Here is a 15,050-nt window from a genome sequence, read left to right on the forward strand (position 1 = left end):
CCGCCGGGGTTGGACGAGCCCGCGGGATCCGATGCCCTTGACGGAGGTTCTCATAGCCTCAAAGCCCGTGGCGTCGAGAGCGCAGAAGCGGTACTGACGATGTCTCGCCGAGGAAGCCGGAGACGATCAGTGCCAGATCACGGTCGTCGCCTTGCCAGGGCCCTGCGCTGTGCCGCGGCGTCCGGCAGGCGGCTCACCGCGACGGGGCATCACCGGCGGGCCCGGACGGGCCGGGTGTCAGCGTCCCATCGTGGAACGCGATCCTGATCCGCAACTGCGGCTGCACCTGCTCCCACGACGTCCGACACCGCCTTGCAAGTGTCCCGGACAGTCGGTTTCTTCCGTTGCTAGGGTCGATGGCATGCGTTCCGCCGATGACGCATTCCACCCCTCTGGATCATCTCCCGTCACCTCGGAGACCATTGACGACGCTCTGGCGGTCCTTGGCGATCTGCTGGTGTGGAAGTTCTCCTCCGAACGCTGGGAGCGGGTCGAATCGATCGTCGTCCGCATGCGCGAGGCTGTCGACGCCCATGACGAGGCGGCGCTCGTGGAGGCGACCGTGGATCTGGAGCTGGCGGGGCCCACCCGTATCACCCGGATCGGGGACACCCCGCTGGTCCCGCCTCCCCGGCGGGTCCGAACGCGGGCGAATGAGCTGATCCACTCCCTTGGTGGGGACACGGCACACCCACCGGACTCCCCCGAGCCGGACGGGGCCGACGCCGGAGACACCGGTGACCAGCCCTCAGATCGTTGATCAGGATTCCGTCGTCCACGTCTTCGCGCCGCTGGTGGGTCCTCGCGCCGCCGAGGCCTACCAGCTCGTGCGCACGGTGTGGCGAAGCGGAGTCTGCAGCGAAAGACCGGAAACGCCGAGACCATTCCGGGACGGCCGGCTGTTCATCCCGTCACCGCAGCCTTTTTGGTGATGACGGCGCTCTGCCGCTGACGTGCACCGGCAGACAGGTCAGCGCTGACCGGCGGCCGGTCCGCCGGGGGAGGGTACTTCGGCCTGCGGGGTCATCTCGTCGAGCAGGCTGAGCAGTTCGCCGATGCGCTGGTTGAGCACGCCGCGCAACTGGTCGGCGAGCCGTTCCCAATCGTCCCGCGTGGGGACCTGGCCGGGCGGCAGCGCGGTGAAGGCCTCGCGTATCTCGGCGAGGGTCAGGCCCACCCGCTGCGCCGCCCGGATCATCGCGATCCGGCACAGGACGTCGGCGAAGAAGCGGCGCTGGTTGCCGGCGACCCGCTCGCAGGGAAGCAGCCCCTCGTCGGCGTACCAGCGCACGGCCGATGGCGCGATCCGCATGCGCTCGGCCACCTGGCCGACGGTGAGCCCGGGAGTGTGCCAGTCGAAGTCCATGATCCGATCGTGCCTGCCCCCGGCCATTGCTCTCAAGTGCACTTGAACCCTTAGCTTCGCTCGCAACGCAACGTCAATGAAGCGGAGACGAGCATGCCCACTCCTGTCACCCGTCTGGCGATCATCGTCGGCAGTACCCGTCCCCAGCGCCGCGCGGATTCGGTCGTCGCGTGGGTCCGCGCCGCCCAGCGCCCGGATTGTGAGCTGACGGTGGTCGATCTCGCCGAGGTCGAACTTCCGATGCTCAGCGAACCGGCCCCCGCGATGTTCGGCCGGTACACGCAGGAGAGCACCGGACGATGGTCGGAACTGATCGCCGGTTTCGACGGCTACGTGCTGGTGACGCCGGAGTACAACCATTCGACCTCGGCCGTCCTGAAGAATGCCCTGGACCACCTTTACGCGGAATGGGGCGGCAAACCCGTCGGCTTCGTCGGTTACGGCGTGCAGGGCGGGACGCGCGCCGTGGAGCACCTGCGGTCGATCACGGCCGCGCTGGGCATGGCGGGCGTCGGGCCGCACGTCACGCTGAACATCTTCCAGGACTTCGACGGCGACGAGTGCGCGCCGCGGACGGGCCGGGTGGAGGAACGTGACCGGATGCTGGACGACCTGACGCGCTGGGCGACGGCCCTGCGGCCGCTGCGTGTTCCCCGTCCCGGCACCGGCGACGGCGACCGGCCGGCGCTGCACGACCCGGCGGCCTCCGCCGGTGCGCGAGCCGCCGTGGAGATGCTTGTCGCCGAGCTGAACGCGGCGGGCGAGGCCCTGGACGCCGACCGCTACGACGGGATGTTCGCCGCCGATGTGCTGTGGGGCAGCCCGCACGGCCGCGCGCTGGCCGGCTACGACACCCTCAACGCCGTCCACCGGCAGTTGATGGCCCGGCCGGTGGTGCCGGCCTCGCGCTACGAGATCGTCCAGACACTGGCCCCCGCGCAAGGCGTCGCGGTCGCGCACGTGCGCCGCCGGCCGGTCGCCGACGATGGGACGGACCACCCGCTGTCAGCCGAGATGGCGATGTACGTCCTCATCGAGCGGAACGGTCACTGGTGGCTGGCCGGCGGCCAGAACACGCCGATTGCGGAGGCGTCCTGAAGACCGATGACAGTGCCCGAGAAACAAGAGATCCACGACAGCCCCACCGACTGGGTGGCCGAGCACATCCGCACCTACGTCGAATCGGGTGGACGGAAAGGGCACCTCTACCAAGGGTTGCCCACGCTGCTGCTGACCACGCGCGGCCGCAAGTCAGGTCTGCTGCGCCGTACCGCTCTCATCTACGGGGAGGACGGCGATCACTACCTACTGGTGGCATCGAACGGCGGAGCATCCGAGCACCCCGCCTGGTACCTGAATCTCAGCGCGCACCCCGAGGTGACCGCGCAGGTCGGCGCCGACATCTTCGCCGCAAGGGGACGTACCGCGACCCCGGACGAGAAGGACGCTCTGTGGCAGGTGATGACGTCGGTGTTCCCTCTCTACGACAGCTACCAGGCAGCCTCTGAGCGAGACATCCCGCTGGTCGTTCTGGAAGGCGTCACACCGCTGAGGGAGTGATCCCAGCGCGCCCCTCTCGCAGGGCCCGCCCTCTTCCGTGCCGGCAACGCGCCCCGCGGACGGATGAGCGCGACGCCGCAACAACGGACGTTACGCCACCGCCTCAGGATCCTTGCCACTCCGACCATCGAAGACGTCAGCCGGCAGCCCCACTCTGCCCTATTCCGGCCGCACCCGAAGGACACCCACATTCAGTGGAGTGCTGTCCGGATCCGCTATCGGACAGCACCGGACCGACGATGGCCGCGCCAAGCCGCTCGGCTTCGGCCGCGGCCAGAAATCGTCCGATCGGCGACGGCGTCACTCGGGGCCGGCGCTGCCGCTGTCCTCGCGGATCGTCGACAACGGGCGGCAGACCTTCGCGACCTCATCGGCGGGCCGCTGAAGAGTCCGGCGGTGCGGGTGCTGCGTATCACCCCAATTTGCACACAACCCGCGCGTGTAGGGCGAGCGCGGCGAGTCAACAGTGCATGCAGGCTAAAGAACCGTGCATTCAGGTGGAAGACGGGCGTGGCCGCAGCCCTGCAGCCTCTAAGGAACGCAGCAGCGGCCAGTAGCCGAGGCGGGCAGGCATCAGAATCCGCAGTCGGCACGCGGACTGGCCACTGGCCCGGCCAGGCGAAGAGGACACAACAATGGTGGAGTCCAAGAGGAGACCTCGGCGGCTGGTGGCCGCCGGTGTGACCGCCGCGGTGGTCACAGGCGTGATGATGGCCAGCCCGGTATCTGCTCAGGCTGCGCCGCCTCAAAGCGTCGCGCGGGCGACTCCGACGAATTGTCAAACGGGATACGCGGGTGGTGGTGACTCCGGGTGGGCCTGGTGCACCGGCGGTACTGGAGACTTCCGTGCGAGGGTCTCGTAGTTCCCCGGCCTGGCGGCGAGCCATCGGCCCTGGCGTTGGCGCCCTTGGTGAAGGGTGTCGGCCGATGGATATCGCAGTAGCTACCTCGGGTAGCAACCTTCCGGCAGTCGAGACAGAGCCTCGGGGCTCCGGCATCCCAGAGCCTCCTGCTTGGTCGGGGACGTATGAGCCTGGTGGGGTGTTCAGGCCAGCTTGAACAGCTGGTTGTCGCCGCCGTGACAGCCTCAGCCGTGGCAGTCCCACTGGTGCATCGGGATCCCGCCGGCTTGGGCGACGTCCAGGCAGTGGGCCGTTGACGCGGTTGACGACTTGGTTGTCCATCTCACGCGCGTTTCACCAGCCCGGGTAGGCCTTCCCGCGACCGAACACAACCAGGTGAGGCCATGTGGCCTGGGTCGGACGGGTGGTCGTACAGTGGTCAGCCGGTGCGCACGCGGACCGGGCGGCCATAGCCCGGACGGCCGGTCTGGTCCCGGCCGTGCATGGCGAAGCTGTAAAGCCGGATCTCGATGCCGTCCGGGTCGTGGAAGCTCACGATCCAGCCGGCGGTCGCGTCGATGACCGGCGAGTGCTCGATGCCGAGTTCATCCAGCCGGGCGGCCCATGCGTCGGCGGCCGCCTTGTCCGCGATACCGAAGCTGACCGGGTCGAACCCGGCGAACCCGCGGGCGGCCTCGGGGTTCTCGCGCAGTGCCAGGCCGAGCTCGCCCATGCCGGGGACGCTGCCGGCCACGCCTCGGACCACGCCGTCGTCGTCCTCGAACTCCAGGTGCACCTGCAGGCCGAGGACCCGCTCATACCAGGAGCGGCTGGTGGCCAGGTCGCTGACCGGGAACTTCACGTGATGGATGCCGGTGATCGCCGCGGTCGTCATGATCCCCCCGTGCAGTGGAACTGCAATGAATACTGCTACTATGCACGCGATGAGTGACAACGTCAAACGCGCATACCGCTCGCCCCGACGCGCCGAGGCCGCCGCGCAGACCCGGCGGCTGATCCGCGACGCGGCGGCGCGGCTGTTCGTCGAACAGGGCATCACCGCGACCACCATGCGCCAGGTCGCCGCCGCGGCGGGGGTGGCCGAACGCACCGTCTACACCGCGTTCGCGACCAAGACCGCGCTGTTCCACGAGGTCATCAACATCGCCACCGTCGGCGACGAACTCCCCGTCCCCGTGGCCGAACGCGCCGAGTTCACCGCGACCCAGGCCGAACCCGATCCTGGACGCGCCGCCGAGCAGTTCGCCGACCACGGCTGCGCGCTACTCGAACGCGCCGGCGACCTGATCATCGCCGCTGTCGAGTCATCAGGGGCCGACCCGGACATGCGCCAATTCTGCGAATACGGGGCTGCCGCGACCGCCGCCAACATCCGGACCGTCGCGCAAGCCTGGCATCACAACGGACTTCTCCGCGACGAACTCGACCCAGACCAGGCCGCAGCGATGCTTTACGCCCTCGCCTCGCCGCAGGTGCACCACCTGCTCCGGCGCCACCAGGGCTGGGACCCCGACGGCTACCGCGCTTGGCTGACCCACACCATCACCCGCACCATCCTCCGCGCCCCGTGAACAAGCGCGGGCCGCCGCTGATGCGCACCTTCCAGCCTGTGGCTTCGCTGAAGCGGAACGAATCGCGGCACCGGTTCGTGGTCGACACGGGCCCGGACCCGGAGACCGGGAAGCGCCGACAGAAGACGTACACCCACAGCACCGGGAACTCACCCAAACCGTGACCAGCACCCGACGGCAACCTCCGGCCGCCCGGCCAAGCAGCCAAGATCACCGTTCAGAAACAAACTTCTCAGCCCGGCCGGCATGCTCCACACGTCAGCCCGCCAGCACATGACCGACGCCTCCAAAGATGCCTGCATTCGTCAACTCGCCGACACCAACAAGCAACTCCGCGTCGAGATCCGGCGACTGCCCGAACAAAACGCCCTGCTGCTCGGCCGCCCACGCGAGTACTCGGCTCCACGGTCATCGGCATCATCGGCTGCGCTTGGGGACAGATGAAGCCCTCGACCGACCGAGGCGACGCTTACCGGCAAAGTGCACGAGACGGCCACGAGAGCATTCGAAGTGAAAGAGGAACCAGCCTAGCGATGGCTGATGAAAGCCATAGTTTCACACGAAATGGGTGACCTGACAGATCTGGGCAGTACTGAACTTCCGCCGATCGGTATGGTCTGGCAGCCACGCGACGTCGGTGAGGAAGACACCGCGTTCCTGCTGATCCGTGGCGCACAAGAAGCCGACGTGATCGCCAGGCCCGAGCATATGCAACTCGATTTTGAATTCATCGACGACGGGGGACCGCGGATACCAGCGTTACCTGCTGCGTATTGACGAGCCAGCTCGACTGGTCCTCGCTTCGGCTGCGGAGGAGCTACACCATCTGGGCAATCCGGACGCTACTGGCGTCGACGCGGCACTGGCCATCTTGCGTGAAGCAGCCAGCGCAGGGAACCTCCTGCATCAACAGATGACGACCTTCATCGCCGCCGTCGCCTCCCAGCGACGAAAGCCTCCGGCCTCTGCGCTCTTCCCCGGCCCGGATGCGAGCGACTTCAAGATGAGGCATGGAGGTGGGTCGCGTGAAGATCGACCTGCACGACGCGATGGCGACGGTGGAGGACCTGCTGAACGGGCTGCGAGAGCTGGACGGAACCGAGATCGACGAGGCGCCGACCCGGGCGGGGCACCGCCAACGCACCACTCTCACGCGCACCCTGCTCTACCTGTCCCACCTGGGAGACCGCGCCTCGTGCAGGTGATGGACACCTACCACGACTTCACGGCTCGCGACCTGGCCAAGATCCGTGACGAGTCGCCCGAGGAGTGACCAGCCGGGTGAACGAAACGACCTTTGGCCTGCTGCGGGACGTCGCCGCGCGGCTGGAGCGCGCCATCCGGTCCCGCGATTGCCCAGCTATCGTTGCGCTGGAAAGTCAGCGGCGGCTCGTGCTCAGCGATTACGACTACCTGCGCGACGACCAGGCCGCCCACGCCTTCGAGGACAGGGCTGGCGAGCACGCCCGGCGCATTGAAGCCATCCGTTTCGTATTCGCCGTATCCCGAGTCTGGGTCGTGGCTCCAGGACAGGTCGCCGCCCGGGCGGCGTCCAATCATCCGCTCCGCCCCGGAGAACAAGAAGCGATCACCTGGCTGAGCTTCGACATCACCGACGGGGTCGACTACGGCCGTGTGCCTTACGCTCGCCGCCCGAACGGTGAGCCGATTTTCGATGAGCCGGAGAGCTTCACCGTTGAAGTCTGGCCCGAGGAGCGGATGCCGGGATTTCGGTTGTTGCGCGTCCTCATAGCCGACGACGGTGATTCCATCGAAAGCCGACGACCCTCCCACCAGCGGGGCCGGCGGGTGGGGAAGCCCGCCGGCCCAGGAGAAGCTGAGGGTTCGTCTTGTTGGCCGGCTGGGGCGGAGGTGAGCGTTGGCGTTGCAGGACGCTGCCTGTCGTGATGGGAGCGCTCGTTCCCGGCCCGGCCGTGGCCGACGGGGCGAGGTGACGTTGCGGCGGTCGCCCGGATGGCGGGGTGTGTGGGGGCGCGGGCGGCCCGAGCCCGGCGGGTGGCTCGCCATAGTTTGCCGTGACCAGGGCGTCGAATTCGTCGCGCAGCCACTGGTCGTCGGCGCAGATCAGCTCTGCGAACTCGCGGTCCACTCGTGATGGTGCCAGGCCGTGCATCTCGATCACTCCCCGGGACCTCTGCCAGCGTCACCAGGCCAACGACCGATACACCATTCCTATACCCATGGAGCCAGGAACCTGTCAAGCGCACCTAGAGGTAACCGGGGCGTTGAGCTCTCACACGGCCTCAGCCTGGCCGCCCACCCGATGTGGACAAGCGGCGCATGGCTGCCCAGCCAGCCGCTCGAATGCCGCACCTGGACGGGCAGGCCAGCGGCAACGCTGAGGGGAGAGGCATCTTCTGAGACCGGCGAGGGTCCGAGCCCAGGCGTAGTCCGGCGAGGGGTTTGACAGACCGAGACACCGGTTATCTATACTTCGAGTTGTAGGTTTCCTCTTCAGGAAGACCACCCCCGGGCTTGGAGAACCCGGGGAACATCGGAGGTGAAGCAACGATGCTGCTGACGTCGATCGACCCCTTCGTTCAGGAGTTCGAGCGCCAGTTCGACCGGGCGGTGCGCCAGGTCACCGGGCACGCCAACGGCGCGAGCATGCCGATGGACGGCATCCGCCGCGCCGACGACGTCGTGCTGCGGTTCGACCTGCCCGGCATCGACCCCGGCTCGATCGAGGTCACCGTCGACCGCGGTGTCCTGTCGGTGACCGCCCGGCGCGAGGAGGAGTTCGGCGAGGACGAGCGGGTGTTCGTCCGCGAACGTCCAATGGGCTCCTTCACCCGCCGCGTCTACCTGTCCGATCACCTGGACGCCGACCAGATCGAGGCCGCCTACAACAACGGCGTGCTGGCGGTCCGGATCCCGGTGCTGGAAAAGGCCAGGCCCCGCAAGGTCGCCATCCAGCAGAGCGGCGACACCCAACAGTCCATCCGCGCCTGAACCAGGTCCAGGCCACCGGCTCGCTGCGCGTCAGTCAGCGGCCAATCCCAGCAGCGGCGAGCCGGTCCGCGGCCCCGCCTCGGCGAGTCACGGCGCTCAGGGTCACACCGCCGTCTCGCCGAGCCGGGGCCGCCCGCCTTCCCGCACCGGTCGGCCCGGCCACGCCAGAACCCGGTCACACACCGGGGATCACCACGAAGGGAGGGGCGATGACGCTGCCCATGGACGACGAGCACGCGGCCCTGTTCACCGTGGGGCAGGTCGCCGACATGCTCCACGTGCAACAGGCGTTCCTGCGCCGCATCGACGACCACCAGGTCGTCTCCCCGCAACGCTCCGCGGGCGGCCAGCGCCGCTACTCCCGGCACGAGATCGGACGCATCCAACAGGTCGTCGGCATGGTGGGCGAAGGCATGACCCTGCCGGCCATCCGCCGCATCTTCCAGCTCCAGCACGAACTGACCCAGGTGACCCGCGAACGCGACGAACTCGCCCGCCGCCTGAACGAACTGGGCGAGCAGGGCACCCTCCCCGGGGCCGCCCCACCGTGAGCACGCGGCCCATGTGCCGGGACAGCAACGCGGGTCTGCCCGCGGCGGGACGGCACAGGCGCCACCACCCCGGCCTCCCAAAGCCCGTGCCGATCCCGACCGTGAGGAGCTGGAGGGAGGACGAGCGCCATGCCTTTGACCATCGAACACCACCGCCGCCAGGATCTGACGGTGACGGTCCTGGTCGGAGAGGTTGACGTGGCCACCAGCGCGCAGCTGCGTGAGAGCCTGACCCGCCTCGTCGCCTCCGGCGCCCGCCACCTGATCTTGGACGTGAGCGCGGTCACCCTGATCGACTCAGGCGGGCTCGGTGTCCTGCTGGCGCTCCACCATCACCTGCGCGACCGCCACGGCCCGGGCACGGGTCCGGTCACGCTCACCGGGGTCACCCCGCGCGTCCGCGACGTTTTGCGGGTCACCCGGCTCACCACGGTCTTCCCGATCTACGGGTCGGTCGACGTCGCCGTCCACGCCCACTACGCCACCCGCACCGGACACCACGCGCCGGCGCCACTGTCACCGCCCTACGACCGCGACCTCGACCGGTACTGAGCCCCGGACCTCGCCGTCCAGCACCACGACCCAAAGCCTGGGAGGTGAACACACGATGGCCCGCCCCGCCGTTATCCTGCGCAAGACCTGGACCGCCGCCGCCTATGTCCACACCCACGCTCCCAGCGGCACCAGCCGCCGTCACGCCGCCGCCATCCTGCGCGCTCTGGCCGACGTGCACGCCGCCGCCAACGGCCCCGTCCACAGTCCCGTCGACGGCTCCGTCGACAATGCCGATCCGCCCACGCTGCGGGCGCTGCTCGATGCCGTGGCCGAATGCGCAGGACCCGACTGGCTGCGCGCCAACACCCACGACCCGGACATCGGCCGCCTCACCGCCCTCCTCGACGGCCACCACCGGCTGCCCCGCGACCTGGCCGACCTGGACGACCTGCTGGCCACCGTGCTGTGGACCCGCCACGCACCCCAACCCGCGCCGCCCTGACACACATGCTCCGCCTGACCCCGGCCCGCCACCGCTCAAAGCATCCAGCCAGGTCTACAGGAAACTGATCGGCGATGCCGGCCACTGCAAGAATGGGCGGTGATCTCCATACCGAGAAGGCCCACGACCCTGGCAGAACCAGGCGCCGCCAGCCGTTGGCGCCGGACCCGCCAGGGCTTGGATGGAGGTGATCGGATTGCCCGATGACGCTTTAACGCGACCGCCGTCCACCTTCGCAGAGCCGCTGACCGTGCACATCGAACCCGACCCGGCCGGCCGCGTACAGATGGTGCGCATTGTCGGCGAAATCGATCACGCCACCAGTCCCCGAGCGAGAACTACAGCCCGATCCTTTCGGCATGCTGGCCGATGTCCGTGTGGTTCGGCGGCGCCGATCACCCTCAAGAGCAGCGGGGTACGGAACGGCAAGGACGGACAGCACCACGAGACAGTCCGGATGCACCATGCCCGCAATGACATCCAGCCTTCAGCAGCACAAGCTCATCTCGCGCGGCTCTCAAGGACCCTGGACGACGAGCCGATCCTGCGAGCGGATGGTTCGCCTTGATGCCCTTGACGAGGATGCGGTCTCCGCCGCGTGGGCGCGGACGTGCGGCCAGGCCTGGGGCGCACTCTCCGGCCTGGACGTCGACGACCCTGATGCTGCCGAGACGGATGTCAAGGCCGTCAGGTAGTTCGTCCCAGTAGGGGCGCACGGCAGTGCCGGATACGGTCATGCGGGAGAGCCTTTTGCACCCCATGTCACCTCGGGCTGGGTTCAACCATGGGCGGTCAGCCGGACGGCCTCGGCGCGGGCGGTGCCCGGAGCGAGTTCTTCGTCACGGGCATGCCGGCGGGCCACCGTGGTGACCTGTGTGCCGGTCAGTCGCTTGCGGGCGTCCATACCGGGGTCGACGACGCGTAGCACGGGAGCGGCGCCGCTTGCTGGTGTCCAGGGAAGAACAGCGGCGGCGATGCGGTGCGCGTCCAACGGGCCGGACTTACCGATCCCTCCGTTGGCGCGGGCGGCCGCCAGGCTGGTATCTGACGCACAAGCAACTCCCGGAGGCCGCGGCGATCCTCAAGACCTGATTGCCACATCCGGCCACGGTCCACTCCTTGCCACCAGCACCTTGATCACTCCGGTCCGCGAGATCATCGACCGCTCGCCCCACGAGTTTGATCTTCGTTCACCCGTGAAACGTAGGTTCGGGCGCGTCCATCCGGAATGCCTTCGCACCCGAATTGGAGACGCCGTGCGCCGAACCAGAACAACCCGCTCCGGAGTGATCCGCGCGCTGTCCGTGGTGGCGGCCGGGACGGTGGCGGGAATGATGATTTCCGTCCCGTCGGCCGCCGCCGAAACAAAGGACCCGGCGAAAGACCGAAAACAGTACCACATCGTGGACGTGATTTTCCGCGGAAACTACGTGGAAGGACTCAACGGCATCAAGTACGACTCGTTCCGCATCCCGGCGATCGTCCGGACGAACGCCGGAACGTTATTGGCCTTCGCCGAAGGCCGCGCCAAAAGCAAAAAGGACTACGGCAACATCAACCTCGTCTACAAGCGGGGCACGAACAACGGCGCTACGCACGACGACTGGTCGGGCCTGAAGGAGGCCGTCGGCGCGGGGATGGGCACCTGGGGCAACCCCACCCCCGTCGTCGACAGGTCCACCGGCACCATCTGGCTGTTCATGTCGTGGAACGCCGCGGACAAGAGCCAGTCAGGCGGTACCAACCCCGACACCGGGGAGGAGACCAGCAAGGTCAGCGCGTGGGGGGAACGCCGCGTCTTCGTCATGAAGAGCACCGACGACGGCCAGACCTTCACCGGCATGAACGGCGAGCCGAAGCCGACCGACATGACCGACGAACTGCTCCCCAATAAGCAGCCCGACGGCAAGAAATGGACCTGGGACGCGATCGGCCCGGGCGCCGGCCTCTACACCAAGAACGGCACGCTGGTGATTCCCGCGCAGCACCGCAACATCTACAGCACCGACCACGGCAAGACGTGGAAAGTGGTGCTGATGAGCGACGCCAAGACCAGCGAGGCCACGGTCACCCAGCTCCCCAACGGTGAGCTCTACCGCAATGACCGTCCCACCAGGACGACCTGGGAGACCGACGACGGAGACGGGATCAAACACAAGCGGCGCTGGGTCTCTCGGACCCCCGACATCACCAAGAGGTTCCCGCCGTCGGCGCCCGACGACAAACTGCTCGACCCGAGGAATCAGGGCTCGGCCCTGCTCTACAACGACACCGAGCCGGACGCCCCGCCCCGGACGCTGTTCCTTAATTCCGCGAGCACCGAGTCCCGGACGAAGATGCGGGTGCGTGTCAGCTACGACAAGGACGCCAGGACCTGGGAGCGCAGCCGCCCGCTCTCCGAGGGCCCGGAATGGCCGCCGGTCGACATCGGCGAGGAAGGCGGCTACTCCAGCATGACCAAGACCGCCGACGAGATGGTCGGGGCCCTGATCGAGGCCGAACTGAGCACCACCGAGACCTTCTCGATCCTGTACCGCAAGTTCAACATCCCCTGGGTCGTCAACGGCTGCACCTGCTGACCCGGCACGGGGCCGCGCCGCGGTCGTGGCGTGTCCGGGCTGTGGCGGTGGTGAAGGCCCGCGGGATAAAAGTGAGCCCATTCCAACTTCATCGGGCCTGGCGGCGGAGGGTGAGGATGGCTTGGACGACGCTGGTCAGGCGGCTGGGTGAGCAGCGGGCTCTGCCCGGGCACCGATGTCACTGCCCACAGCTCGCTTCTGGTCGACAGTTGTCACCTAGCACCTTTTAGGCCGGGTGGCCGAGCCGTTGTCCCGTCGCGCTTGCTTGGTCCGTCCCCTTGGCCGGGTGGCGGAGATGTGTCTCGACGGTGGACGCCGCTGGTGGGAGGTGGTCCTTGGGGCTAGCGGGTGAGGGCGGCGAGGAGTTCGTCGCGGCCGTCGGCGCCGGTCTTGCGGTAGATCGACTTTAGGTGCTCGTTGACGGTGTGCGCAGAGATGTTCATGACGCGGGCGATGCGTTTGGGTGGTTCGCCGGTGCGCACGTGCTCGATCACCTCGCGTTCGCGTCGCGTGATCCCGTGCCAGTGGCAGAACGAGGGGAGAAGCAGGTCGCCGACGGCCGCCTGGATGACGATGGCCACATCGTCGCCGAGGGGCTGGCCCTGCACCGCGATCCGCCGGGCCGGGTCCAGGCCGGACGTATAAAGCTGCTGCATGCGGGGGCGTCCGTCGCGGGCCCGTTCTCGGGTGTCCAGCGACAGCTCGGCGACGAACCGGGCAGGGATCCCGTCGGGCGCGGTGTTCCACCACGGCCTGCGCAGATGCGCCAGCCACGTCCGCGCCTCGGGGCTGATCGCCCGGACGGTGTGGTCGGGGCCGACCGTGATCACGCCCGCCGGGGGTGCCGGGGCGCCCGGCGCCAGCGGCTGGCCCTTGGCGAAGCCGCGCAGGATGCCCACCATGCCCGGGGCGAACTGCGCGGCCCGTTCGACCTCATGGGAACCGAACGGCTTGCCGCCCTCCGCCCGAGCCAGGCCGACGAACCCCCAGACTCCCCGCTGATCCCGCAACAGCAGGCGCAGCTCGCTGCCCGCTCCGTGCGTCTGGAGGACCTGCCGCGTCCGCCGCTGCCGCGGCAGGTCGCCTCGGCAGTCCACGACGCCGACCGGCAGTGGTCGCCGGGCGAGGTCTTCTGGACGGCAGGGGTCCCCGCCCGCGAACCGGTCCAGCACGAGCGCGTTGACGAACTCGGGCTCGTAGTGGTGCCAGCAGCTGCTGAGCGAGCCCAGCATCAGACCCGCCGCCGGGTTCGTGACCACGAAGCGGAGCGCGTCATGTGCCACGTGCGGCCTGATCACGCCATGGATCGCGGCCCCCATCTCGTCAGGGCTTGCGCCCTGCCCTGCCGCGGTACGCAGCTTGTGGAGCAGTCCATCCAGCGATCGCATCACAAGGTCAAGTCTGGACGGCCATCGCCCGGGACGGCATCGGGTGAACCACGTACAGCGAGCAGACGGCAACCCCCCAGTTTTGGGAATGGGACCGCACGGGCCGTCCAGTGACTCTTGAGAGGCCAGCCGAACGTTCAGCCGACCAAGAAGGCGATCATGAAAAAGTCCATCAGATTCCTCCCCGTGCTCGGCGCCGCGAGCCTGCTGCTCGGCACGGCCGTCCCGGCCGTCGCGGGGCCGAACCCGCCCGGCCCGTCCAAGTCCACGACCCGTCAGTTCAGGCCGCGTACCCCCACCATCGTCAAGCAGAGCGCCGCCGCGGCGGCGCCGTCCTTCGGGAAGACGCTGTGCTACCTCGACGTGGTGGACGGCGAGAGGCTGTGGTGGGGCGTCTCGGTCTCGCCGGGACAGCCCGTCGTCGCCTCGGCCACCGAGGCCAGCCCCCGAACAACTGGGCGGAGTTCATCGGCGACGCCGACATCTACGCCGAGAACGTCACCGTCGTCAACGGCAGGGTGATGTTCAGAGTCCGCACTCACTGGAGCACCCCGCTCGGCGTGTGCGTCCACGTGATCGGCTGATCCGACATCCCTGGGCCGATCAATAGGCAAGGCCGCCAGCCTGCCGCCCCGGGACGTGCGCTCGACGTCGGGGTCTCCTACCCTCGCCGACTCAGCCCGCGGCCCCCAGCCCTGATCGGTCTGCCCCCAAAGGACACCAACGCCCCACCAGCATCAGAACGGCCAGTGGCCATGCCCGGGCCCCGACGGCTCGCTAACGCCACTGGCCGTTCGGTTGCTGCTCAAGCCCCTAACCCAGGCCAGTGCCTTCTCGTCGCTGCTTGCTCCAGACACGCGTCGACGGTGCCCGAACTGACATCGACCCCGGGCGGCTGGGCTATGCCCGATCCCCAGCAAAGGCGGGATCAGGAGCCGAGGTAGACGGTATCGAGTCCGGTGTCATGGGCACTGTCACCTGGCTCGTAGACGCCGCACAGGGCGAAGACCCAGCCCCTTCGGCCAACAAGAAGCGCGGCGGCCGGGTGTGGTTTGTGCGCGTCCAGCGGTTCAGGCCCACTGTCCGTGATTGAGCCCGTCTGCCCCAGCAGAGATCGGCGCCCGCCTGGGGCACCGCGTCGACCGCGGCACGGGGAAGGTCCTCTACTTCGGCGGTCTCCACGACGCCGCGGCCATCCTGGA

Annotated in this window: 18 protein-coding genes; 14 read left to right on the top strand and 4 right to left on the bottom strand. The window is 68.4% G+C overall.

Annotated elements, in window-relative coordinates:
* The first annotated feature begins 361 nt into the window (after nucleotides 1–361).
* A complete protein-coding gene (locus ACH34T_RS23115) occupies nucleotides 362–760 on the top strand; it encodes a CATRA system-associated protein (protein WP_395994293.1) in 399 nt (132 codons plus the stop codon).
* Between the two features lie 210 nt (nucleotides 761–970).
* Here the strand turns inward: ACH34T_RS23115 and ACH34T_RS23120 are convergent, their stop codons facing one another.
* Nucleotides 971–1,366 (bottom strand): MerR family DNA-binding protein, encoded by a 396-nt coding sequence (locus ACH34T_RS23120; RefSeq protein WP_395994294.1) that lies wholly within the window; start codon nucleotides 1,364–1,366, stop codon nucleotides 971–973.
* A gap of 93 nt (nucleotides 1,367–1,459) precedes the next feature.
* Between ACH34T_RS23120 and ACH34T_RS23125 the strand changes: the two genes are divergently transcribed.
* The 3 genes from ACH34T_RS23125 (at nucleotide 1,460) to ACH34T_RS23135 (ending at nucleotide 3,311) form a co-directional block, all read left to right on the top strand.
* A complete protein-coding gene (locus ACH34T_RS23125) occupies nucleotides 1,460–2,464 on the top strand; it encodes an SgcJ/EcaC family oxidoreductase (protein WP_395994295.1) in 1,005 nt (334 codons plus the stop codon).
* Nucleotides 2,465–2,470: 6 nt separating this feature from the next.
* Nucleotides 2,471–2,926 carry a nitroreductase family deazaflavin-dependent oxidoreductase gene (locus ACH34T_RS23130; protein ID WP_395994296.1) on the top strand — a complete coding sequence of 152 codons (456 nt, stop codon included), beginning with the start codon at nucleotides 2,471–2,473 and terminating at the stop codon, nucleotides 2,924–2,926.
* Nucleotides 2,927–3,125: 199 nt separating this feature from the next.
* Nucleotides 3,126–3,311, top strand: a complete 186-nt coding sequence (locus ACH34T_RS23135) for a hypothetical protein (protein WP_395994297.1) — start codon at nucleotides 3,126–3,128, stop codon at nucleotides 3,309–3,311.
* A gap of 896 nt (nucleotides 3,312–4,207) precedes the next feature.
* Here ACH34T_RS23135 and ACH34T_RS23140 read toward each other — a convergent pair.
* Nucleotides 4,208–4,663 (bottom strand): VOC family protein, encoded by a 456-nt coding sequence (locus ACH34T_RS23140; protein ID WP_395994298.1) that lies wholly within the window; start codon nucleotides 4,661–4,663, stop codon nucleotides 4,208–4,210.
* 49 nt (nucleotides 4,664–4,712) lie between these two features.
* Between ACH34T_RS23140 and ACH34T_RS23145 the strand changes: the two genes are divergently transcribed.
* The 8 genes from ACH34T_RS23145 to ACH34T_RS23180 all read left to right on the top strand — a co-directional run bounded on the left by ACH34T_RS23145 (nucleotide 4,713) and on the right by ACH34T_RS23180 (nucleotide 9,881).
* Complete coding sequence (locus ACH34T_RS23145) at nucleotides 4,713–5,360, top strand: TetR/AcrR family transcriptional regulator (RefSeq protein WP_395994299.1); 648 nt, start codon at nucleotides 4,713–4,715, stop codon at nucleotides 5,358–5,360.
* A gap of 540 nt (nucleotides 5,361–5,900) precedes the next feature.
* Nucleotides 5,901–6,137: a hypothetical protein gene (locus ACH34T_RS23150; RefSeq protein ID WP_395994300.1), complete on the top strand. Its 237-nt coding sequence runs from the start codon at nucleotides 5,901–5,903 to the stop codon at nucleotides 6,135–6,137.
* A gap of 248 nt (nucleotides 6,138–6,385) precedes the next feature.
* Nucleotides 6,386–6,565: a hypothetical protein gene (locus ACH34T_RS23155; protein WP_395994301.1), complete on the top strand. Its 180-nt coding sequence runs from the start codon at nucleotides 6,386–6,388 to the stop codon at nucleotides 6,563–6,565.
* Between the two features lie 76 nt (nucleotides 6,566–6,641).
* A complete protein-coding gene (locus ACH34T_RS23160; RefSeq protein WP_395994302.1) occupies nucleotides 6,642–7,268 on the top strand; it encodes a hypothetical protein in 627 nt (208 codons plus the stop codon).
* A gap of 624 nt (nucleotides 7,269–7,892) precedes the next feature.
* Entirely contained in the window at nucleotides 7,893–8,333 is a 441-nt protein-coding gene (locus ACH34T_RS23165; RefSeq protein WP_395994303.1) for an Hsp20/alpha crystallin family protein, read from the top strand.
* Between the two features lie 209 nt (nucleotides 8,334–8,542).
* Entirely contained in the window at nucleotides 8,543–8,884 is a 342-nt protein-coding gene (locus ACH34T_RS23170) for a MerR family transcriptional regulator (RefSeq protein WP_395994304.1), read from the top strand.
* Between the two features lie 129 nt (nucleotides 8,885–9,013).
* Nucleotides 9,014–9,436 carry an STAS domain-containing protein gene (locus ACH34T_RS23175; RefSeq protein WP_395994305.1) on the top strand — a complete coding sequence of 141 codons (423 nt, stop codon included), beginning with the start codon at nucleotides 9,014–9,016 and terminating at the stop codon, nucleotides 9,434–9,436.
* A gap of 55 nt (nucleotides 9,437–9,491) precedes the next feature.
* Nucleotides 9,492–9,881: a hypothetical protein gene (locus ACH34T_RS23180; protein WP_395994306.1), complete on the top strand. Its 390-nt coding sequence runs from the start codon at nucleotides 9,492–9,494 to the stop codon at nucleotides 9,879–9,881.
* A 778-nt stretch (nucleotides 9,882–10,659) separates the two neighbouring features.
* On the opposite strand, the gene ACH34T_RS23185 is transcribed toward ACH34T_RS23180, so the two are convergent.
* Nucleotides 10,660–10,872 carry a hypothetical protein gene (locus tag ACH34T_RS23185; RefSeq protein WP_395994307.1) on the bottom strand — a complete coding sequence of 71 codons (213 nt, stop codon included), beginning with the start codon at nucleotides 10,870–10,872 and terminating at the stop codon, nucleotides 10,660–10,662.
* A gap of 265 nt (nucleotides 10,873–11,137) precedes the next feature.
* Between ACH34T_RS23185 and ACH34T_RS23190 the strand changes: the two genes are divergently transcribed.
* The gene (locus ACH34T_RS23190) at nucleotides 11,138–12,460 is read left to right on the top strand and encodes an exo-alpha-sialidase (protein ID WP_395994308.1); all 1,323 of its coding nucleotides are present in this window, start codon (nucleotides 11,138–11,140) and stop codon (nucleotides 12,458–12,460) included.
* A 341-nt stretch (nucleotides 12,461–12,801) separates the two neighbouring features.
* Here ACH34T_RS23190 and ACH34T_RS23195 read toward each other — a convergent pair whose 3' ends face one another.
* On the bottom strand, nucleotides 12,802–13,743 hold the full coding sequence (locus ACH34T_RS23195; protein ID WP_395994309.1) for a helix-turn-helix transcriptional regulator: 942 nt from the start codon (nucleotides 13,741–13,743) through the stop codon (nucleotides 12,802–12,804).
* A 264-nt stretch (nucleotides 13,744–14,007) separates the two neighbouring features.
* Between ACH34T_RS23195 and ACH34T_RS23200 the strand changes: the two genes are divergently transcribed.
* Nucleotides 14,008–14,370: a hypothetical protein gene (locus ACH34T_RS23200; protein WP_395994310.1), complete on the top strand. Its 363-nt coding sequence runs from the start codon at nucleotides 14,008–14,010 to the stop codon at nucleotides 14,368–14,370.
* The last annotated feature ends 680 nt before the right edge of the window (nucleotides 14,371–15,050 follow it).

The organism is Actinomadura sp. 9N215, assembly GCF_044326345.1.
Taxonomy (GTDB): Bacteria; Actinomycetota; Actinomycetes; order Streptosporangiales; family Streptosporangiaceae; genus Spirillospora.